The sequence below is a fragment of the Massilia aerilata genome, assembly GCF_042656905.1.
In the GTDB taxonomy this organism is placed as follows: Bacteria; Pseudomonadota; Gammaproteobacteria; order Burkholderiales; family Burkholderiaceae_D; genus Telluria; species Telluria aerilata.
This window is the reverse complement of sequence record NZ_JBHSMZ010000001.1, coordinates 655,779-675,072: the sequence shown is the minus strand read 5'-3', so window position 1 is coordinate 675,072 and position 19,294 is coordinate 655,779. Positions and strand designations below refer to the sequence as shown.

At 66.8% G+C, this 19,294-nt stretch carries 18 protein-coding genes; 7 read left to right on the top strand and 11 right to left on the bottom strand.

The features are described from left to right. Positions 1 to 224: 224 nt before the first annotated feature. Positions 225 to 878 (top strand): hypothetical protein, encoded by a 654-nt coding sequence (locus ACFPO9_RS03010; protein WP_379766847.1) that lies wholly within the window; start codon positions 225 to 227, stop codon positions 876 to 878. On the opposite strand, the gene ACFPO9_RS03005 is transcribed toward ACFPO9_RS03010, so the two are convergent. Together ACFPO9_RS03005 and ACFPO9_RS03000 are read right to left on the bottom strand one after the other, a co-directional pair. Then, the gene (locus ACFPO9_RS03005) at positions 851 to 1,720 is read right to left on the bottom strand and encodes an oxygenase MpaB family protein (RefSeq protein WP_379766844.1); all 870 of its coding nucleotides are present in this window, start codon (positions 1,718 to 1,720) and stop codon (positions 851 to 853) included. The genes ACFPO9_RS03010 and ACFPO9_RS03005 overlap by 28 nt on opposite strands. Continuing rightward, positions 1,720 to 2,661, bottom strand: coding sequence for a LysR family transcriptional regulator (locus ACFPO9_RS03000; protein WP_379766841.1), 942 nt, complete (start codon positions 2,659 to 2,661; stop codon positions 1,720 to 1,722). The genes ACFPO9_RS03005 and ACFPO9_RS03000 overlap by 1 nt, the downstream gene beginning before the upstream one ends. Before the next feature lie 133 nt (positions 2,662 to 2,794). Between ACFPO9_RS03000 and ACFPO9_RS02995 the strand changes: the two genes are divergently transcribed. The 4 genes from ACFPO9_RS02995 (at position 2,795) to pyk (ending at position 8,023) form a co-directional block, all read left to right on the top strand. Further along, positions 2,795 to 3,883 (top strand): tartrate dehydrogenase, encoded by a 1,089-nt coding sequence (locus ACFPO9_RS02995; protein WP_379766838.1) that lies wholly within the window; start codon positions 2,795 to 2,797, stop codon positions 3,881 to 3,883. A gap of 85 nt (positions 3,884 to 3,968) precedes the next feature. Next, positions 3,969 to 5,324 carry a C4-dicarboxylate transporter DctA gene (gene dctA, locus ACFPO9_RS02990; protein WP_379766835.1) on the top strand — a complete coding sequence of 452 codons (1,356 nt, stop codon included), beginning with the start codon at positions 3,969 to 3,971 and terminating at the stop codon, positions 5,322 to 5,324. 4 nt (positions 5,325 to 5,328) lie between these two features. Further along, positions 5,329 to 6,615: a glycerate kinase type-2 family protein gene (locus ACFPO9_RS02985; protein ID WP_379766832.1), complete on the top strand. Its 1,287-nt coding sequence runs from the start codon at positions 5,329 to 5,331 to the stop codon at positions 6,613 to 6,615. After that, entirely contained in the window at positions 6,605 to 8,023 is a 1,419-nt protein-coding gene (pyk, locus tag ACFPO9_RS02980; protein ID WP_379766829.1) for a pyruvate kinase, read from the top strand. Before ACFPO9_RS02985 ends, pyk begins: the two co-directional genes overlap by 11 nt. Here pyk and ACFPO9_RS02975 read toward each other — a convergent pair whose 3' ends face one another. The 5 genes from ACFPO9_RS02975 to ACFPO9_RS02955 form a co-directional block, all read right to left on the bottom strand. Then, positions 8,024 to 8,395 carry a group III truncated hemoglobin gene (locus ACFPO9_RS02975; RefSeq protein ID WP_379766826.1) on the bottom strand — a complete coding sequence of 124 codons (372 nt, stop codon included), beginning with the start codon at positions 8,393 to 8,395 and terminating at the stop codon, positions 8,024 to 8,026. Then, on the bottom strand, positions 8,392 to 9,336 hold the full coding sequence (locus tag ACFPO9_RS02970) for a D-2-hydroxyacid dehydrogenase (RefSeq protein ID WP_379766823.1): 945 nt from the start codon (positions 9,334 to 9,336) through the stop codon (positions 8,392 to 8,394). Before ACFPO9_RS02970 ends, ACFPO9_RS02975 begins: the two co-directional genes overlap by 4 nt. 50 nt (positions 9,337 to 9,386) lie before the next feature. Beyond that, complete coding sequence (gene yecR, locus ACFPO9_RS02965) at positions 9,387 to 9,719, bottom strand: YecR family lipoprotein (protein WP_379766820.1); 333 nt, start codon at positions 9,717 to 9,719, stop codon at positions 9,387 to 9,389. Positions 9,720 to 9,890: 171 nt separating this feature from the next. Beyond that, positions 9,891 to 10,244: a hypothetical protein gene (locus tag ACFPO9_RS02960; RefSeq protein WP_379766817.1), complete on the bottom strand. Its 354-nt coding sequence runs from the start codon at positions 10,242 to 10,244 to the stop codon at positions 9,891 to 9,893. Positions 10,245 to 10,361: 117 nt separating this feature from the next. Continuing rightward, positions 10,362 to 11,606: a M28 family peptidase gene (locus ACFPO9_RS02955; RefSeq protein WP_379766815.1), complete on the bottom strand. Its 1,245-nt coding sequence runs from the start codon at positions 11,604 to 11,606 to the stop codon at positions 10,362 to 10,364. 132 nt (positions 11,607 to 11,738) lie between these two features. Here ACFPO9_RS02955 and ACFPO9_RS02950 point away from each other — a divergent pair, with 132 nt between their 5' ends. Together ACFPO9_RS02950 and ligD are read left to right on the top strand one after the other, a co-directional pair. Further along, complete coding sequence (locus ACFPO9_RS02950) at positions 11,739 to 13,436, top strand: M28 family metallopeptidase (protein WP_379766812.1); 1,698 nt, start codon at positions 11,739 to 11,741, stop codon at positions 13,434 to 13,436. A 123-nt stretch (positions 13,437 to 13,559) separates the two neighbouring features. Continuing rightward, positions 13,560 to 16,259 (top strand): DNA ligase D, encoded by a 2,700-nt coding sequence (gene ligD, locus ACFPO9_RS02945; protein WP_379766809.1) that lies wholly within the window; start codon positions 13,560 to 13,562, stop codon positions 16,257 to 16,259. 19 nt (positions 16,260 to 16,278) lie between these two features. Here ligD and ACFPO9_RS02940 read toward each other — a convergent pair whose 3' ends face one another. From ACFPO9_RS02940 to ACFPO9_RS02925, 4 genes are all read right to left on the bottom strand, one after another. Then, the gene (locus ACFPO9_RS02940; protein ID WP_379766806.1) at positions 16,279 to 16,809 is read right to left on the bottom strand and encodes a Cif family virulence factor; all 531 of its coding nucleotides are present in this window, start codon (positions 16,807 to 16,809) and stop codon (positions 16,279 to 16,281) included. Between the two features lie 118 nt (positions 16,810 to 16,927). Then, on the bottom strand, positions 16,928 to 17,203 hold the full coding sequence (locus ACFPO9_RS02935; RefSeq protein ID WP_379766803.1) for a hypothetical protein: 276 nt from the start codon (positions 17,201 to 17,203) through the stop codon (positions 16,928 to 16,930). Beyond that, positions 17,204 to 18,277, bottom strand: coding sequence for a non-homologous end joining protein Ku (gene ku / locus ACFPO9_RS02930; RefSeq protein WP_379766800.1), 1,074 nt, complete (start codon positions 18,275 to 18,277; stop codon positions 17,204 to 17,206). A gap of 20 nt (positions 18,278 to 18,297) precedes the next feature. After that, positions 18,298 to 19,284: an SDR family oxidoreductase gene (locus tag ACFPO9_RS02925; RefSeq protein ID WP_379766797.1), complete on the bottom strand. Its 987-nt coding sequence runs from the start codon at positions 19,282 to 19,284 to the stop codon at positions 18,298 to 18,300. Between the last annotated feature and the right edge of the window lie 10 nt (positions 19,285 to 19,294).

Genomic DNA, 19,294 nt, shown 5'->3' with positions numbered 1-19,294 from the left:
CCTAACAGTTAAAGTGAATACATCGGATTTTGGTGGCGGGCTTGCCGATACCGGATACGTAATGCAAAACGGCAGAGCGACCCACTCAGTAGGCGTAAGCGCAATCGATGTCGGGGCGGGTTACATAAGGATTCCGTAACAGCACCTTGGCTCGCAAACCGCCAACATGCGCACCGTGGAATTTCGTGAGCTTTTACCGTCCAGCCCCAAGCTAAAATGGCTGGATGAATCAAGCCGCCAGCCTGTACCAAACCGCCATGCCGAAAGGACCCGGTGCCCGCGGCCCCATGCTCGGTTGGGGCATCAGCCTGGCGGCCCACGCCATCGCCGTGGCGTGCCTGTGGCATACCTGGCTTCCCCACCGGGCCGACACGGACGCCGGTCCGGGCAAGCGGATCGAGCTCAGGCTGGTGGCTATCGTCCCTGAAGCGCCGCTCCCGGCGCCCTTGCCGGACCAGACCATGCCGCATCCCGGCCCTGTGCCGCTGCGCCCGGCGCGCGGACCGGCGCTGCCACGGCTAGTGCCGTCCACGAGCGCGGAATCCGAACCGCCGCCGGCTGCCGTCCCTGCGCCGCCGGCCGCCGCCGCCGAGCTTTCCGGCAGCGAAACGCATGCACCCACCGTCGACCTGGCGTCCGCGCGCGCCACCGCGCGTTTGATCGCGCGCGAAAGCGGCAAGGGCCTGGTGGCGCTCCCGGGCCGCCAGCCGGTGCTCGAAGCGAAGGCCGAGGCGCCCATCGTCGGCGCGCTGGAGCGCGCGCGCCGTGTCGATTGCCAGAAGGCGCGTGCGGAAAGTACCAACTTGTTGGCGAATGTGATCGGGCTTGCCGTGGATCTGGCGAAGAACGCCTACGACGACAGCGGTTGCAAGTGGTGAGCGCGCAGCCGCCGCGCCGCCTGCACCGGCGGCGGATCCCCCAGCGGCACGAACAGCGCCCCGCGCCCGAGCGCCCGCACCAGCGCTCCCTCCCCAAACCGTAATCCCCACCCCCGCAACTGCGGCAGGGACCGCACCGGCTCCGGCGTGATCTCCACCGCAGCACGCACCAGCAAGCGCTGAAGCGGCCGCATCGGCCCAGGCACGATCGCCGCCTCGGCCATGATCCGCAAGAACTCTGAAAGAACCTCCGATCCCTCCAGCCCTGGCGCAACAGCCGACAGCATCCCTTCCCACCCAGCCCAGGATGCCGGCGCCCCGAGCGCCCCATACAGCAGCGCAGAAGCCCGGCCCTCGGCAAACGCCGCATCCTTTTCAGGCGCAGACAAAGGCCGCACGTACCGGTGGTAAGCCTCGGTGAACCCGAAGCTGGCCGTCGCATGCACCCAATCCAGCAGGCGCGGGTCGTCGGCCCGATACGCCAGGCCGTCGGGCGTCGTGCCGGCTACACGCCCATGCATCCGCACCACGTGGGCGATCATCTTCTCCGCGGCCGAGCGCGGCCCGTACACGGTCATCATCGCCGCAAAGCCGGTGCGCCGGAGGCGCGTCACCGGATCGCGCCGGAAGCCGCTGTGGTCCCACACGCCGGAACGCACCGAGGGTTCGGCCAGCTCCAGCAGCACCGCCGCCACGCCGCCGACGAATAAGGAAACGGGATTCGCAAACACCCGCCACGAAACGCCATCCGCCGGCGTCAGCGCCGGCTCGCCCGGCGGCTGGCTGAAGTCGAATTCCATGCCCGCGGGCGGCCGCATCAAATCGCGTATCGCCGACAGCATCAGGCCGCCGCTCCCTGCGCGCGATGCCCGGCAAAACGCCCGAAAGACTGCGACAGGAATTCGATCAAGGTCCGGATCCGCGCCGACTGGTGCTGGTGCTGCGGATAGATGGCGTAGATATCCGCGTCCGGCGTGCGGTAGGCGGGCAGCACGCGCACCAGGCGTCCGCTTTCCAGATAGCGCTCGATGTCCCATTCCGCGCGCATCAGGATGCCGTGGCCGTCGAGCGCCCAGTTGACGGCGATCTCGCCGTCGTTGGTGGTCAGGTTGCCGCGCACCTTGACGGTTTCGCCCGGACCGCCGGCGTCGCGGTCCTTGTACAGGCGCCAGGTGCCGTAGGCTTCGTCGCCCTGGCGGATGCAGATGCAGTTGTGGCGCACCAGGTCGGAGGGCGTCGACAGTTCGCCGCGCGCGGCCAGATACCTGGGCGAGGCGCACAGCAGGCGGCGGTTGCCGGCCAGCTTCCTGGCGATCACGCGCGTGTCGCCGGGTTCGCCGAAGCGGATGCAGACGTCGAACTGGTCTTCGGTCAGCGGCGGCGGGTTCACCGACAGCTGCAGCTGGACGTCGACCTCCGGGTATTTGAGGACGTATTGCGAGATCGCGGGCGCGATGTGCAGGCGGCCGAAGCCGAGCGTGGCATTCACCCTCAACAAACCCTTCGGCTGGCTTTTCGAGCTGCTCAACAGCTGGTCGAGGTCGCCGATCTCGCCCAGGATGCGGCGGGCGTGCTCGAACAGGACTTCGCCGTCGGGCGTCAGGCTCATGCGCCGGGTGGTGCGGTTCACCAGCGGCACGCCCAGCCGCGCTTCCATCTGCGACAGGCGCTTGCTGACGGCCGCGGTGCTGATCCCGAGTTCGCGCGCGGCGCCGCTCAGGCTGCCGCAGGTGCCCAAGGAGACGAAGAAGCCAAGTTCAGCCGGTTGGATGCCGCTACTCATGTTGATTGTTAACCCTGGGTTAAAGACGGATTAAGTCTAGCCAAGATCCTTGCCTTCGTCCAGGGCATAAAGTGCTTTCCACGGATGCACTTTTACCGATCACCCAGACAGACCCAGACAGGAGACAGGAAACATGAAGACCTACCAAATCGCAACGATCCCCGGCGACGGCATCGGCAAGGAAGTGGTGCCGGCCGGCCGCGAAGTGCTGGAAGCGCTGGCCGCAGGCAGCAGCAAGTTCAAATTCGCCTTCGAGGATTTCGACTGGGGCGGCGATTACTACCGCAAGCACGGCGTGATGATGCCGGCCGATGGCCTGGACGCGCTGCGCAGCAAGGATGCGATCCTGTTCGGCTCGGCGGGCGATCCGGACATCGCCGACCACATCACCCTGTGGGGCCTGCGCCTGAAGATCTGCCAGGGCTTCGACCAGTACGCCAACGTGCGTCCAACCCGCATCCTGCCGGGCATCGACGGCCCGCTGAAGCGCTGCGCGCCGGAAGACCTGAACTGGGTCATCGTCCGAGAGAACTCGGAAGGCGAATACTCGGGCGTCGGCGGCCGCGTGCACCAGGGCCACCCGATCGAAGCCGCGACCGACGTCAGCATGATGACCCGCGTCGGCGTCGAGCGTATCCTGCGCTTCGCCTTCAAGCTGGCGCAATCGCGTCCGCGCAAGCAGCTGACCGTCATCACCAAGAGCAATGCGCAGCGCCATGCGATGGTGATGTGGGACGAAGTGGCGGTGGAAGTGTCGAAGGACTTCCCGGACGTGAAGTGGGACAAGGAGCTGGTCGACGCCGCCACCGCGCGCATGGTCAACCGTCCGGCCACGCTGGACACCATCGTCGCCACCAACCTGCACGCCGACATCCTCTCCGACCTGGCGGCGGCGCTGGCCGGCAGCCTGGGCATCGCCCCGACCGGCAACATCGATCCGGAGCGCCGCTATCCGTCGATGTTCGAGCCGATCCACGGTTCGGCCTTCGACATCATGGGCAAGGGCCTGGCCAATCCGATCGGCACCTTCTGGTCGGTGGTGATGCTGCTCGAGCACCTGGGCGAAGCCGACGCCGCAAAGCAGGTCATGGCGGCGATCGAAACCGTGACGGCGACCCCGAGCCTGCACACCCGCGACCTGGGCGGCAAGGCCACCACCGCCGACGTCACCCGCGCCGTGTGCGACATCCTGAACGGCAGCCAGGAGCGCGCCGCCGCCTGAGCGCCAGCGCCGCAAGCCAGCCCGTCCCCGACCGGCCGCCAGAGCCGGGGGAACCGAAACACAACACATATTGGAGACAGACATCATGTCCAGGAATTTCTTTGGAAGGCTATACGTCCAGGTTCTGCTCGGCGTTATCGCGGGCGGCCTGCTCGGCTACCTGTACCCCAAGCTCGGCACCGACCTGAAGCCGCTCGGCGACCTGTTCATCCGCCTGATCAAGATGGTGTTCGCACCGGTGATCTTCGCGATGGTGGTGCTCGGCATCGCCAGGATGGAGAGCCTGAAGGAGCTCGGGCGCGTCGGGGCACGCGCCCTGATCTATTTCGAAGTCATGTCGACCTTCGCGCTGCTGCTCGGGCTGATCGTCGTGAACGTGGTGCAACCGGGCGTCGGCATGAACGTCGATCCCGCCCACCTCGACACCAAGAGCATCAGCAGCTACACGGCGGCGGCCGCGAAATCGACCGGCTTCGTCGACTTCCTGCTGAACATGGTCCCGACCAGCGCGATCGATGCGCTGGCCAAGAACGACATCCTGCAGATCCTGGTGTTCGGCACCATGTTCGGCATCGCGCTGTCGCGCATGGGCCGCCACGCCAAGCCGGTGGTCGACATGCTCGAAGCCTTCAATACCGGCATGTTCATGGTGCTCGGCATGGTGATGCGGATCGCGCCGATCGCCGCTTTCGGCGCGATCGCCTTCACGGTCGGCAAATACGGCCTGGGTTCGCTGCTGTCGCTCGGCCAGCTGATGGGTTCCATGTACCTGACCTGCATCGCCTTCGTGTTCATCGTGCTCGGCGCGGTGTCCCGGATCTGCGGCTTCAGCATCTGGAAATTCCTGAAATTCATCCGCGAAGAGATCTTCACCGTGCTCGGCACCAGCTCGTCCGAATCGGTGGTCCCGCAGCTCATGAAGAAGCTGGAGTACCTGGGCGTGTCGAAGCCGGTGGTGGGACTGGTGGTGCCGTCCGGCGTCACCTTCAACCCGGACGGCCAGTGCATCTACTACACCATGGCGGCGATCTTCATCGCGCAGGCCACGAATACCCCGCTGTCGCTGATGGACCAGCTGGTGGTGCTGGGCGTGCTGATGATCACCTCGAAGGGCTCGGCCGGCGTGACCGGTTCCGGCTTCATCACCCTGGCGGCCACCCTGGCGTCGATGGGCAAGATCCCGGTGTCGGGCATGGTGCTGCTGCTCGGCGTGGACCGCTTCATGTCCGAAGCGCGCGCCATCACCAACACGATCGGCAACGGCGTCGGCACCCTGGTGGTGGCACGCTGGGTCGGCGCGGTCGACAAGAGCCGCATGAACCGTATCCTGGACGGCCAGGCGCCCGCGCCGGAACAGGAAGCCCTGATCGTCCCGCACGAGCACGACGTGCGCGAAGGCGTCGCGGTCGGCCTGGCGAAGACCCGGAACGCATCCGCCTGAAGCCATGGACACCAAAGCACTACTGAAGGCGATGTTCGACGCCGCCATCGCCGCGGCCCAGCCGGACAAATGCGTCCCGCCCCACCTGCCTGCCCAGCCGCGCGGCCGGCTGGTGGTGATCGGCGCCGGCAAGGCATCGGCGGCGATGGCGCGCGCTGTCGAAGGCGCCTGGCCCGGCAAGCTGGAAGGCCTGGTCGTCACGCGCTACGGCTATGCGGTCCCCTGCGAACGCATCGAGATCGTCGAGGCGGCCCACCCGGTGCCCGATGCCGCGGGCGAACGGGCGGCACGGCGCATGCTGGCGCTGGTGCGCGGCTTGAGCGCCGACGACACGGTCCTGTGCCTGATCTCCGGCGGCGGCTCCTCGCTGCTGCCGCTGCCCCTCGACGGCATCACGCTCGAGGACAAGCAGGCGGTCAGCCGCGCGCTGCTGGCCTCGGGCGCCAGCATCGGCGAAATGAACTGCGTGCGCCGCCACCTGTCCGCCATCAAGGGCGGCAGGCTGGCCGCGGCCTGCCACCCGGCGCATGTGGTGACCCTCCTGATCTCGGACGTGCCGGGCGATGAAGCCTGCGACATCGCTTCGGGACCGACGGTGGCCGACGCCAGCACCTGCGCGGACGCCCTCGACATCGTGCGCCGCTACGGCATCGCCCTGCCGGACAAGGTGAGGCAGGTGCTGGAGAGCGGGGCAGGGGAGTCGGTCAAGCCGGGCGACCCGCGCCTGGCCGGGCACGAGCTGCGCTTCGTCGCCACCCCGCAGATGGCCCTGGAGGCGGCGGCGCGCGTGGCCGGGGAAGCCGGCCTCGCCGTGCACATCCTCGGCGACAGCCTGGAAGGCGAGGCGCGCGAGGTCGGCAAGGTCATGGCCGGCATGGCGCTGCAGGTTGCCCGCCGCGGGCAGCCCTTCGAGGCGCCCTGCATCCTGCTGTCCGGCGGTGAGACCACGGTGACCGTGCGCGGCGATGGGCGCGGCGGACGCAACGTCGAATTCCTGCTGTCGGCCGCCATCGCCCTGCGCGGCGAACCCGGCGTCTACGGCCTGGCCGGCGATACCGACGGCGTCGACGGGCAGGAAGAAATCGCCGGCGCCTGGTTCGCGCCGGATACGCTGGAGCGCGCTTTCGACAAGGCGATCCGGCCCATGCAAAGCCTGGACCGCAACGACGGCCACGGCTTCTTCCAGGCCCTCGGCGACGCCATCGTCACCGGTCCCACGCTGACCAATGTGAACGACTTCCGCGCCATCCTGATCGCATCGCGCCATGAGGAGAAAACAAATGCATCGTAGCCGCAAGGCGAAAATCGTCGCCACCCTCGGGCCGGCCAGCACGGACGCCGCCACCATCGAGGCCCTGTTCCGTGCCGGCGCCGACGTGTTCCGCCTGAACTTCAGCCACGGCAGCCACGACGATCACAAAGCGCGCCTCGACAAGCTGCGCGCCCTCGAACAGTCGCTGGGCCGCCCGGTCGGCGTCCTGATCGACTTGCAGGGACCGAAGCTGCGGATCGGCAGCTTCGCCGAAGGCCGCATTGCCCTGGAAGCCGGCGCGCCGTTCCGGCTCGACCTGAACGCCGGCCAGCCGGGCGACCGCAGGCGCGTCGCATTGCCGCATCCCGAGATCTTCGCGGCGCTCGAAGCCGGCGCCACCCTGCTGCTCGACGACGGGCGCATCGCGCTGAAAGTCGAGAAATGCAATGCCGAGTCGGCGGATACCACGGTCGTCAACGGCGGCGTGCTGTCCGACCGCAAGGGCGTCAACGTGCCGGGCGTGGTGCTGCCGCTGTCGGCGCTGACCGAGAAGGACCGCAAGGACCTGGCGTTCGGCCTGGGTCTGGGTATCGACTGGGTCGCGCTGTCCTTCGTGCAGCGGGCCGAGGACATCCGCGAGATCAAGGAGATCGTGCAGGGCCGCGCCCGCATCGTCGCCAAGCTGGAGAAGCCGGCGGGCGTCGAGGATCTCGAAGCGATCGTGCGGGAAGCCGACGCCATCATGGTGGCGCGCGGCGACCTCGGCGTCGAGATGCCGGCCGAGCAGGTGCCGGCGATCCAGAAGCGCATCGTGCGGGTCTGCCGCCGCCTCGGCAAGCCGGTCATCGTCGCCACGCAGATGCTGGAATCGATGGTGACGGCCCCGGTGCCGACGCGCGCCGAAGCCTCGGACGTGGCGACCGCGATCTACGACGGCGCCGACGCGGTCATGCTGTCGGCCGAATCGGCGTCCGGCCGGTACCCGGTCGAGGCGGTCACCATGATGAACAACATCATCGTCCAGACCGAGTCCGACCCGGTGTACGTTGATGCCATCGCGGCCAGCCAGGGCCCGGCCCGGGCCGAGATCGCCGACGCGATCGGCCTGGCGATGCGCAATATCGCCGAGCTGCTCGACGTGGCGGCCGCCGTCGCCTACACCAGCTCCGGCCACTCGGCCCTGCGCCTGGCGCGCGAACGGCCGCGGGCGCCCATCATCGGCATGACCCCGAAGCTCGCCACCGCGCGCGCGATGGCCCTGGTGTGGGGCGTGCATGCGGTGCTGACCCACGACGTGGCCGAGGTGCCGGAGATGACCGACTTCGCCTGCGCCACCGCCCGCCGCGAAGGGCTGGCAGGGCCGGGGCAGACCATCGTCATCGCCGCCGGCATGCCTTTTGGCGCCGCCGGCACTACCAACCTGTTGCGGATCGCGCGGCTGGACTGATCAGACCTGCACCTGGATGTCGCCAAAGAAGCCCAGCTGCAAACTGCTGGCGATGCGGTTCGCGACCAGGATCGCCGGGCCGGCGCCGTCCGGCCCGAACACTTCGATCGCGGTCATCCTGAACAGGGTCAGCCAGTGCACGAAGTGCTCCTTGCCGATGCCGCTTAAGGCCATGTGCTTGCCGAAGACGTTGCCCTGGAAGTCGCCGGTGTCGAGCAGGACCTTGGTCCAGAAGGCAACCATGCGCGGCATGTGCTCGTGCCAGTGGCCGGCCAGCTTTTCCTCGAACACGGGTCCGAGCACGGTGTCTTCACGGACGCGGGCATAAAAGGTGTCCACCAGCTGGACGATGCTGGAAGCGGTGATGCTCATACGAGGTTCCTGGGCGTGCCGGCCGCCCAGGCGTCGATGTTATCGACCAGCATGTCGGCCAGGGTTTGCATGGCGCCGCCGCTGGCCCAGGCCACGTGCGGGGTCAGGACGAAGTTCGGCAGATTCAGCTTCAAAAGGGGATTCTCGGGCACCGGCGGTTCCTTGCTCAGAACGTCGAAGCCGGCGCCGGCGATCACGCCCGTCTTCAGGGCCTCGGCCAGCGCGGCCTCGTCGACCAGGCCGCCGCGCGCGGTATTGATCAGGATGGCGGTTTTTTTCATCGATGCCAGTTCCGCCGCGCCTATCATGTGGCGGGTCTGCCCGGTAAGCGGCAGGTGCAGGCTGATCACGTCGGCGCTCGCCAGCAGCTCGGGCAGCGGCAGCTGTACGACATCCGTATCGGGTACCGGCGAGCGCGAGGCGACCGCGATCTCCATCCCGAACGCGCGCCCGATCTGCGCCACGCGCCGCCCCAGCGCGCCATAGCCGACGATGCCGAGCCGGCTGCCGGCCAGGTCGCCGATCGGGTGGTCGAGCAGGCAGAAGCGGGTCGACTGCTCCCAGCGCCCGGCGGCGACGTCGGCGGCATAGGCCAGCAGGTTGCGCCGCACCGCCAGCATCAGCGCGAAGCAGTGTTCCGGCACCGAGACCACCGAATAATCCCGGATATTGCAGACGGCGATCCCGCGCTCGCGGCAGGCGGCGAGATCGACGTTGTCGGTACCGGTGGCGGCCACGGCCACCAGTTTCAGGTCCGGTAGCTGGGCGATCTCGGCGGCGCGCAGCGGCACCTTGTTGGTGATCGCGACCGTGGCGCCGCGCAGGCGTTCTACCAGCTCGTGCGGGGCGGTGGCGGGATAGTCCTGCCAGGCATGCTCGAAGGCGGGCGGACGGACGGTGGCGATCAGGCTGTCGCGGTCGAGGAAGACGATCTTGTGCATGGCGGTTCCGGATGAGGACAGACCGCCATTTTACTGCGGATGCCGGGCGCTTACTGCATGGCGGTCCTGGGTGTTCCGGTGCACTGGAACTCGACGCTCGCTTGCCAGCGGGTGCAGCCTTCCCGGTTGCTGTCGTTGCAGACCTTGGTCTCGCCGCCGAAGGGCTCGGCGCCGCTGTAGCCCCAGGCCTTGCAGCGCTCGGCCGCCGTGGCCGCACCGCGCTGCATGTCGATGACGGGCTTCTCGAACGACTTGAATTCGTAGGACAGTTTGACGGTGCCGTCGGCGCGGCTGCCGCCGGTCGCCACCATCTCTTTTTGTACGGCGCAGCCTTGCAGTGCAAGGATGGCCGCGAGCAGTCCAAAGAGGCTCGTTTTATTCACTGTGTCTCCTTCAGGTTTTTCTGGTTTTGGTAGGCGACGCCATGATAGATGCCGCCGGGTTCTCGCTTTGTAGCAAAGTTTACGAAATTTGTATCCGGCGGAGGCTGGCCGCAAAAAAAGACAGGCCTTGGCCTGTCTTTTGGAAGTGATGGGGCTTGAGCCGCTGGGCGATTAGTGAGCTGCCGCGTCGGCTTTCTGGTCTGCGTTGGCGGCGGCCTTGTCGGCAGCTGCGTCCGCTTTGGCCTTTGCGGCCTTCTTGTGTGCTTTAGCCTTGGTCTTGGCGGCGTCGGCCTTGGCGACGGCGACGTCCGAGCTGGCTTCGGCTTCCTTCTTCTCTACCTTGGCATCGGCCTTGGCTGCTTTTTTCGCTTCCTTGGCTTCGGCTTTGGCCATGTCCTTGTCTGCTTTTGCATCGGCCTTGGCGGCATGGGCCGTTGCCGGCGCCGGCGACGTGGCGGTCGACTGGGCGGCGAATGCCGAGGTGGCGAACAGACCGGCGATCAGGGTAGCGACGATTTTGCTCATGGCGATGTTTCCTTCAGTGTCGTTGATATGGTGGGACATTCCCGGGGTGCTACTGGCCCTCAACGCGCCTGTTCGCCGGTCAGTTGACGCCTTTTTACATCCACTTACAAATAGCTATCAGTTCTTGACCCGCGCCCCGGCGAGCTGGGCAATCGCCGCCAGCGTGGTCTGCGCCGCGTTCAGCCCCAGCAGGTAATCCTTGTCGCTGAAGGTCGATACCAGGTCGGTCGGCTGGTGCCAGTGCGGGTTCCAGCCGGCGCCGATCTGCTGGCCGCGTTCGTTTTCGCGCACCGAGATCGAGGGCACATGGTCCATGAACGGGGTCGAGTCCGTGTTGGTCATGTGCGGGCCGACCGCGGCCGGGTAGTCGGCCGCGTACTTGTCGTTCGCGGCGCGGAAGGCCCAGGCCAGCTTTTGCGCGCCCTCGGCCTGCTTCGACGTCGCCTGGAACTCGATGTTGACGTCGGCTTCGCGGCGCTGCCCGGGCAGCGGACTGGTGACGGTCTTTCCGTTCGCGTCCGTATGCGCAATGGGCATGCCGTGGTCGAACATCATCATGTCGTGCTGGATCATGCCCAGCCAGCGCGGTTCCGGGTAGCGGCCCGATTCCTTCGGCGACTCGATGCCCTGCAGATCCTTGCGCTGGGCCACATAGGCCGAGGCGCCGTTCAGGCCGGTCTCCTCGTTGTTCCACAGGGCGAAGCGGATGCTGCGATCAAGCGTCACGCCGGGCGCGTTCAGGATCCGCGCCAGTTCCATCACCAGGGCGGTGCCGGAGGCGTCGTCGTTGGCCGCCTCGCCGAAGCCCAGGCCGTCCATGTGGGCGGCGACGATGTACATCTCCTCGGGATGGGTGCTGCCGACCTTGGTGCAGTAGACCTCTTCGCGCGGGCCGCCCTTCGGATCGGGTTGTTCGGCATTCAGCGCGCGCAAGCGCTCGTCCGGCTGGGCCATCGGGTCCTGGTTGACGCCGGTCGGTGCGCGGGTGCCGAACAGGGTGCTGCCGCCCTGGCCGGACGGGCCGCCGCGGCCGCCGCCCGTCGCCGGCACACGCTCGCGCGGCGCGGCCACGTATTCGTAATGGATGCGCTCGGTGGCGCAGCCGTAGGACTTCAGCTGGGCTTCGATCCAGTCGATCGCCTTGCGGTTGCGCTCCGTGCCCTGTTTGCGGTCGCCGAAGCGGGCCAGGCCGCGGATCGTCTCCTTGTAGCGGCCGAGGTCGAGCTGGCCGACCAGCTGGGCGACCGGGTCGGCGGCCGTTGCCGGTTTGGCTGGCGGCGCCGTCTGCGCCTGGACGGCGGGCAGGGCCAGGCTGAGCGTAAGGAAAAGGGCGGAAGGAGCGAGCACGGCGGACGGTTTCACGGGACCTCTCTATTGAGTGCGGAATGGAAATGCCACTATAGGCGATGCGCACGATTGATGCATGTTTGACATTGGAATTTATAAACAGGATACTCATTCGGCATTTCCATCCACTAACAAAACCAAGAGACCGTGAAGACCACCACCTCCCTCGCCATCCTGTCCGCGGCTGCCCTGGCGGCGTCCGTGCATGCCGCCCCGGCCGCCCCGGCCGTCAAACCCGCCGTGCCCGCATCGCAGGCCGTGCAGATCGAAGCTTCCCACCTGTCGCACGACGTCAAGGTGCTGTCCTCGGACGATTTCGAAGGCCGCGGCCCGAACACGCCGGGCGAAGCCAAGACCGTCGCCTACCTGATCAACCAGTTCGAAGCGGCCGGCCTGAAGCCGGGCGGCGACCTGGTCAACGGCAAGCGCGGCTGGACCCAGGACGTGCCGCTGGGCCGCTTCGAGATCAAGGGCCCGGTCGTGGTGAGCGTCAAGGGCGGCGGCAAGGATGAGACTTTGACCCAGGGCGAGCAGATTGCCGTGCGCGCGGCGATGAACGGCGCCAGGAGCGTCGAGTTCAAGGATGCGCCGCTGGTCTTCGTCGGCTACGGCGTCACCGCACCGGAGCGCAAGTGGGACGACTTCAAGGGCCAGGACCTGAAGGGCAAGCTGGCGGTCGTCCTCATCAACGACCCCGACTTCGAAACCGGCAAGGGCGAGTTCGGCGGCAAGGCCATGACCTATTACGGCCGCTGGACCTACAAATTCGAAGAGCTGGCCCGCCGCGGCGCGCTCGGCACCCTGATCGTCCACGAGAGCGCGCCGGCTTCCTACGGCTGGGCGACCGTCAAGAATTCGAACACCAACGTCATGTACGACGTGGTGCGCACCCACCCGAGCGCCTTCCACGCGCCGGTCGAGGGCTGGATCCAGCGCGATGTCGCTATCGACCTGTTCAGGCGCGCCGGCCTGGACTTCGACAAGCTGAAGAAATCGGCGCAGACGCGCAGCTTCAAGCCGGTCGAGCTGAGCGGCGTGGCGATGTCGGGCAAGTACGCCGTCGACGCCCAGACCATCGTCTCGAAGAACGTGATCGCCCTGCGCGAGGGCAGCCAGCATCCAGACCAATACGTGGTCTACAGCGGCCACTGGGACCATCTCGGCATCGGCCTGCCGGATGCGAAGGGCGACCGCATCTACAACGGCGCCGTCGACAATGCGACCGGCATCGCGGCCCTGCTGGAGCTGGCGCGCGTCTACGCGGCCGCGCCGGCGCCGCAGCGCAGCGTGGTCTTCCTGGCCGTGACCGCCGAGGAGAAGGGCCTGCTGGGCTCCGAATACTATGCCTCGAACCCGGTGTACCCGCTGGCGAAGACGGTCGGCGTGATCAACATGGACGCGCTCAGCCCCTTCGGCCGCGCGCGCGACTTCACGATTTCCGGCAGCGCCAAGCTGGACCTGCTGGACCGCTTGGTGGCCAAGGCCAAGGTCGCGAAGCTGAGCTATTCGCCGGACCCGAAACCGGAAGCCGGCCACTTCTTCCGCTCCGACCACTTCCCCTTCGCCAAGCGCGGCGTGCCGGCGATTTCCTTCGGCTCGGGCGAGCACTGGGAGCAGGGCGGCGTCGCGGCCGGCAAGAAGGAATCGGATCGCTACACGCTTGAAAACTACCATCAGCCGTCCGACGAATGGCGTCCGGAGTGGACCTTCGAAGGCATGGCGCGCGATCTCGGCATCCTGTACGCGGTGGGCCGCGAGCTGGCGGATTCGAACGCCTGGCCGAACTGGGCGAAGGATTCGGAGTTCCGCGCGGCGCGCGACCAGAGCTCATCCGAGCGAAAGTAATTGCTCATTTGAGCAGGATTTGAGCCGGCCTTGAACGGGGCGCGCAACGGTTAACTGCCGTACAGTTGCGCCCGCGCTCCGCCGGTACATTGGCAATATTGCTGCTGATGTACAGGTGATGCCATGCCCGACGCACTCAAGGAATACAAGGCCAAGCGGAATTTTTCGATCACGTCGGAACCCGCGGAAGGCGGCGACGCCAGCAAGGGCGCGCTGACCTTCGTGATCCAGAAGCACTGGGCCACCAGGCTGCACTACGATTTCCGTCTCGAACTCGACGGCACCATGAAGAGCTGGGCCGTGCCGAAAGGCCCCAGCTACGACAGCCATGACAAACGCATGGCGATCCACGTCGAGGACCACCCGATCTCCTATTCCGATTTCGAAGGCACGATCCCGCCCAAGCAGTACGGCGCGGGCGAGGTCATCGTCTGGGACAAGGGGACCTGGGAGCCGATCGGCGACCCGCGCAAGGGCTATGCGAAGGGCGAGATCAAGTTCGAGATCCATGGCCACAAGATGCACGGACGCTGGGTGCTGGTGCGGATGCGCGGCCATCGCGGTGCTCACGACAGCGACAAGCAGGAACCCTGGCTGCTGATCAAGGAAAACGACGAGTACATGCGCCCAGGCGCCGAGTTCTCGGTGGTCGACGCGTTCCCGGACAGCGTCAAGGACTTGCCGATGCCGGGGGCGCCCGAGGACCGTGCGGCGGCGCGGGCCAAGGTGGCGAAACTGAAGGCGGAGGCGAACAAGCCGGCCGCTGAATCGGCCGCGAAGCCTGCAACCGCGAAGACCGCCAAACGCGGCGCCATGCCCGAAGGCGCAATCAAGGCCGAGCTGCCCGAGACCATGAGCGCGGAGCTGGCGACCCTGGTCGACGGCCCGCCCGAGCGTCCCGAGGAATGGATCTTCGAGATCAAGTTCGACGGCTACCGCATGCTGACCCGGGTCGCCGACAAAGGCAAGGACATCCGCCTGATCACCCGCAACGGCAACGACTGGACCGACAAGCTGCGCCCGCTGCAGCAGGAGATCAAGCGCATGAAGCTGCCGGACGGCTGGTACGACGGCGAGATCGTGGTCCACGACGAAAACGGCAAGCCGAACTTCAACCTGCTGCAGCTGGCCTTCGACGGCTCCAACCGCGCGCAGATCGTCTATTTCATCTTCGACGCGCCCTGGATGAAGGGCTATGACCTGCGCGAGGTGCGCCTCGACCAGCGCCGCCCCTTGCTCGAGGAGGTGCTGGCGGCGAAGCCCTCCGACACCGTGCGCTTCTCGGCCGAATTCGGCACCGACCCCAGCCAGCTGATGGTGGCGGCCTGCCAGATCGGCCTGGAAGGCGTGATCGGCAAGCGCCGCGATTCGCGTTACGTGAACCGCCGCTCGCCCGAATGGATCAAGCTGAAATGCGGGATGCGCCAGGAATTCGTCATCGGCGGCTGGACCGATCCGCAGGGCGCGCGCACCGGCATCGGCTCGCTGCTGCTCGGCTACTACGACGAGCAGGGCGTGCTGCGCTACGCCGGCAATTGCGGCAGCGGCTTCAACGGCGCCTCGCTGCGCCACATGCGCGAGACGCTGGAAGCCATCGCGACCGACGAGAATCCCTTCCCGCCGCGCGCGGTGCCCGGCCGCGGCAAGCACTGGGTCAAGCCGAATCTGGTGGCCGAGGTGAGTTTTTCGGAGTGGACCGCCACCGATTCGATCCGCCACCCCGTGTTCCAGGGCCTGCGCAAGGACAAGCCGGCCAAGAGTGTGGTGCGCGAGCAGGCCAAGCACGTTCAGGAGAAGTCAGACATGAAATCCGATGAGCAGGCGGAGGCCAGGCCGGCCACCAGGGCAGGACGGGCAGGGCAGGCGGCGAAGGCAGCCAAGGCAGCGAAGGCAAGCAAGCCAGCCGGGGCGGGGCCGGACCTGAGCGGCGTGCCGGCAAATTTCAAGGTCACGCACGGCGAACGCGTGATGGACAAGGAAAGCGGCGTCACCAAGCTCGAACTGGTCGAGTACTACGCGCTGGTCGGCGAGCTGATGATGCCGCACCTGAAGGGCCGCCCGGTCTCGCTGGTGCGCGCCCCCGAGGGCGTGGGCGGCGAGCTGTTCTTCCAGAAGCACGTCGCCGATCCGCGCAAGATGCCGGGCCTCGGCCAGCTGGCGCAGGCCCTCGATCCCGAGCATCCGCGCATGACCCGCATCGACAGCGTCGAAGGCATCCTGTCCTGCGCGCAGTGGAACGTGGTCGAGATCCACAGCCAGAACGCGGTCGAGAAGCGCTACGACACGCCGGACCGCTTCATCTTCGACCTCGACCCGGGCGAGGGCATCAGCTTCGCGATGGTGCAGGAAGCGGCCCAGGTGGTGCGCGCCTTCCTGCAGGAGCTGGGCCTGAACCCCTTCCTCAAGACCAGCGGCGGCAAGGGCCTGCACATTGTGGTGCCGCTCAAGCCCAAGCTGGACTGGGACACCGTGAAGGACTTCTCGCACGCCATCGTGACCCACCTGGCCAAGACCCTGCCGGACCGCTTCTCGGACAAGAGCGGCGCAAAAAACCGGGTCGGCCGCATCTTCATCGACTACCTGCGCAACGGCCGCGGCGCGACCACCGTCGCGGCCTGGTCGGCGCGCACGCGTCCCGGGCTGGGGATTTCGGTGCCGGTGCGCTGGGAGGAGTTGATGGATCTGAGCTCGGGTGCGCACTGGACCGTGCGCACGGTGGGCGAGCGGCTGGCGATCGGGAATGCGCCCTGGGAGGATTACGAGGACAGCGCGGTGACGCTGACCAGGGCGATGAAGGCGCTGGGGTTCAAGCCGGCGAAGTAACACGGCGCGGCCGCGCCGCTCACCGCTTCGGCGGCGGGGCCGGGTTGATTTCCTGCGACCAGACCACGGAGGCGATCTTCCAGCCGTTCCCGGTGCGCACCAGCTGCCAGCTCTCCTTGCCCCAGTTGCTGCGGTAGCTCTCCTGGAGAAAAACGTAGTCGAACCAGACCTGCGCGACCTCGCCATCGGTCTCGATGCGCAGGTTCGAGAATGTCTCCTCGACCGAGGCGGGATCCTGGGCGACCATGTCGATGAACTTGCGCGGCGTGCTGGTGAAGAACTTGAACGGACGCCGCATCTCGGGCTTGGGCCGGTTAGCGTAGAGCATCTCGATGGACGCATCGGTCGTCACACCGGCCCAGGTGATGTCTTCCTTCATGAACAGCTGCAGGAAGGCCTCCTTGTCCTTCTTGACAAGGGCGCTGCGGAAGCTCTCGACCACGGCTTCGATCTGCTGCCTGCTGTCTGCGGGACCTTCGGCGCGGGCCATGTGCGGCGCGGCCAGGAGCAGGCCGGCGGCCAGGTATGACAGGATCACTGCTGCCTTCATCTCGGCTCCTCGATGGCGATGGATAGTCTGCCCAAGATAGGAATGCAGCTTCTTTTTGTCCAAGGAAATGCGCCGAGCCGTGTATCGTGTGCGGCAGAGCGGTGGGCAGGCGCCGCCCCTAGGCAGCGGCTTCTTCCCGCGTCTCCGCCTCGGCTTCCTTGTGATTGCGGAAAATCCCGCGCACGTTCATCGCCAGCAGCCCCGCCTGCAGCAGGATCAAGGCCCAGGCCTCGTCATGCAGGCCCCAGGCGATCCACAGGATGTTCGAGGCAATGAAGGTATAGAAGCCGAAGATCCGGCGCCGCGCATGGCGGGCCCCGACCAGGAAGGCCGCGCCCAGCGTCACCGCCATGGCCGGCCATTGCAGGAAGTCGATCAGCGTATCCAGATCCACTCAGGCCGCCTTCCTGCGCTTGGCCGGGGCCTTGGCGGCGGTGGCGGTCTTGGACGCGGCGGTGGTGCGCCTGGGCACGGTCTTGGCGCCAGCCTTCTTGGCCGCCGGCTTCCTGGCCGCAGCCGTGTGCGCATGCACGGTCGCACGCGAGGAAGACTTGCGCGCACGCGGCGGCGCATCCGAGGCATCGTCGTCTTCATCGGCGGCAGGCTTGCGCGCCTTGCGCGGCGGCGGATCGTCGTCGTCATCGTCGTCGTCTGCGGTGGCGGCCGCCGGCTTCCTGCCCAGGCTGGCCTGCAGCAGCGAGACCAGGTCGATGACCTTGGCCTTGGCCGGCTTCTTGTCCTCATCCGGGTCGGGCTCGGTGATGGTCTTGGTCTGCTTGGCCTTGATCTTCTTTTTCACCAGCGCCAGCACGTCTTCGCGGTAAGTGTCGTGGTACTGCGTCGGCTTCCATTTCTCGCTCATGCCTTCGACCAGGGCCTTGGCCATCTGCAGCTCCTTCGCCGTCACCATGGCCGCCTTCGAGTGCTCGCCGGGGATCTCGAGTTCGCCCGTGCCGCGGATCTCGTCGGGATAGCGCAGGGTGATGAGCACGATCGCATCGTCCACGCACACCAGCGCCGCCAGGTGCTGCTTGACGCGGATGACGACGTTGGCGATGCCGATCTTGCCGACGTCGCGCAGGGTCTCGCGCAGCAGCGCATAGACCTTGTCGCCGCCCTTGCCGGGCGCGAGGTAGTAGGGCTGCTCGTAGTAGATCAGCGGCACCTCGCCGGCGTTGACGAAAGCCAGGATGTCGATGGTCTGGGTCGCCTCCGGGTTCGCGCGGCGCAGGTCCTCGTCGGACAGCACCACGTATTCGTCGTCGGCGTATTCGTAGCCCTTGATGATGTCGTCCCAGGAGACTTCCTTGCCGGTGTTCTTGTTGTAGCGCTTGAAACCGATCGGCGCGAAATCGCGGCGGTCGAGCATGTGGAGGTCCAGCGAGTGCTCGCTGGTTGCCGGGTACAGCTCGACCGGAATGTGCACCAGCCCGAAGCTGATCGCGCCCTTCCACATGCTGCGTGCCATCGTCGACTCCTCAAAAAAGATTATTCGCCCACCGAGCCGGTAATCGGCAGGATAACGCCCGTCACATAGCCCGAGCACACGCTCGACGCCAGGTATACATAAGCCGGCGACAGCTCTTCCGGCTGCGCCGGGCGGCCGAAGGTGGTCTGCTGGCCGAACTTGGTGATGTCTTCCGGCGACTGGTCGGCCGGGTTCAGCGGCGTCCACACCGGGCCCGGGGCCACGCAGTTCACGCGGATGCCCTTGTCCAGCAGGTTGGCCGCCAGCGACATCGTGAAGGCGTGGATCGCGCCCTTGGTGGTCGAATAGTCGAGCAGCTTCTTCGAGCCCTTCAGGCCCGTGACCGAGCCTGTATTGACGATGGCGGCGCCGCGCTTCATGTAGGGCAGGCAGGCCTTGGCCATGTGGAAGTAGCCGTAGATATTGGTACGCATGGTCTCGTCGAAGCGGTCTTCGGTCAGGTCCAGCAGCGATTCGGCGTGTTCCTGGAAGGCGGCGTTGTTGACCAGGACGTCCAGGCGGCCAAATTTGGCGACGACCTGGTCGACGGCCTGCTGGCAGAATTCCATGTCCTTGACGTCGCCGGCCACGGTCACGCACTGGCGGCCTTCGGCTTCGATGTAGCGCTGGGTCTCGGCGGCATCCTCGTGTTCGTTCAGGTAGAGGATGGCGACGTCGGCGCCTTCGCGCGCGAACAGGATCGCGACCGCGCGGCCGATGCCGGAGTCGCCGCCGGTGACGATCGCGACCTGGCCTTCCAGCTTGCCGCTGCCCTTGTAGCCTTCGGCCATGAACTTCGGCTTCAGCGCCATCTGCGCTTCCAGGCCCGGCTTGGCCAGGTGCTGGGCCGGGAAGTCGCCCGAGGGCTGCTTGACGCCGGTCTGGGCTGCCGCATCTTGCCCACCTCCGCCGCCGCCCTGATCGCCCTTTTGCATGCTGGCGTCGTGCTGGTCCTGGCGGTTCTGGATTGCCTTCTGCTTGTTCGCTACGTCGTCCTGATTGGCCATGCTGATTCTC

Excerpts from the sequence above, each read along its gene's own strand:
- ACFPO9_RS03010 (WP_379766847.1), top strand. The coding sequence starts at position 225 with ATGAATCAAGCCGCCAGCCTGTACCAAACCGCCATGCCGAAAGGACCC.
- ACFPO9_RS03005 (WP_379766844.1), bottom strand. The coding sequence starts at position 1,720 with ATGCTGTCGGCGATACGCGATTTGATGCGGCCGCCCGCGGGCATGGAA.
- ACFPO9_RS03000 (WP_379766841.1), bottom strand. The coding sequence starts at position 2,661 with ATGAGTAGCGGCATCCAACCGGCTGAACTTGGCTTCTTCGTCTCCTTG.
- ACFPO9_RS02995 (WP_379766838.1), top strand. The coding sequence starts at position 2,795 with ATGAAGACCTACCAAATCGCAACGATCCCCGGCGACGGCATCGGCAAG.
- dctA (WP_379766835.1), top strand. The coding sequence starts at position 3,969 with ATGTCCAGGAATTTCTTTGGAAGGCTATACGTCCAGGTTCTGCTCGGC.
- ACFPO9_RS02985 (WP_379766832.1), top strand. The coding sequence starts at position 5,329 with ATGGACACCAAAGCACTACTGAAGGCGATGTTCGACGCCGCCATCGCC.
- pyk (WP_379766829.1), top strand. The coding sequence starts at position 6,605 with ATGCATCGTAGCCGCAAGGCGAAAATCGTCGCCACCCTCGGGCCGGCC.
- ACFPO9_RS02975 (WP_379766826.1), bottom strand. The coding sequence starts at position 8,395 with ATGAGCATCACCGCTTCCAGCATCGTCCAGCTGGTGGACACCTTTTAT.
- ACFPO9_RS02970 (WP_379766823.1), bottom strand. The coding sequence starts at position 9,336 with ATGCACAAGATCGTCTTCCTCGACCGCGACAGCCTGATCGCCACCGTC.
- ACFPO9_RS02960 (WP_379766817.1), bottom strand. The coding sequence starts at position 10,244 with ATGAGCAAAATCGTCGCTACCCTGATCGCCGGTCTGTTCGCCACCTCG.
- ligD (WP_379766809.1), top strand. The coding sequence starts at position 13,560 with ATGCCCGACGCACTCAAGGAATACAAGGCCAAGCGGAATTTTTCGATC.
- ACFPO9_RS02940 (WP_379766806.1), bottom strand. The coding sequence starts at position 16,809 with ATGAAGGCAGCAGTGATCCTGTCATACCTGGCCGCCGGCCTGCTCCTG.
- ku (WP_379766800.1), bottom strand. The coding sequence starts at position 18,277 with ATGGCACGCAGCATGTGGAAGGGCGCGATCAGCTTCGGGCTGGTGCAC.
- ACFPO9_RS02925 (WP_379766797.1), bottom strand. The coding sequence starts at position 19,284 with ATGGCCAATCAGGACGACGTAGCGAACAAGCAGAAGGCAATCCAGAAC.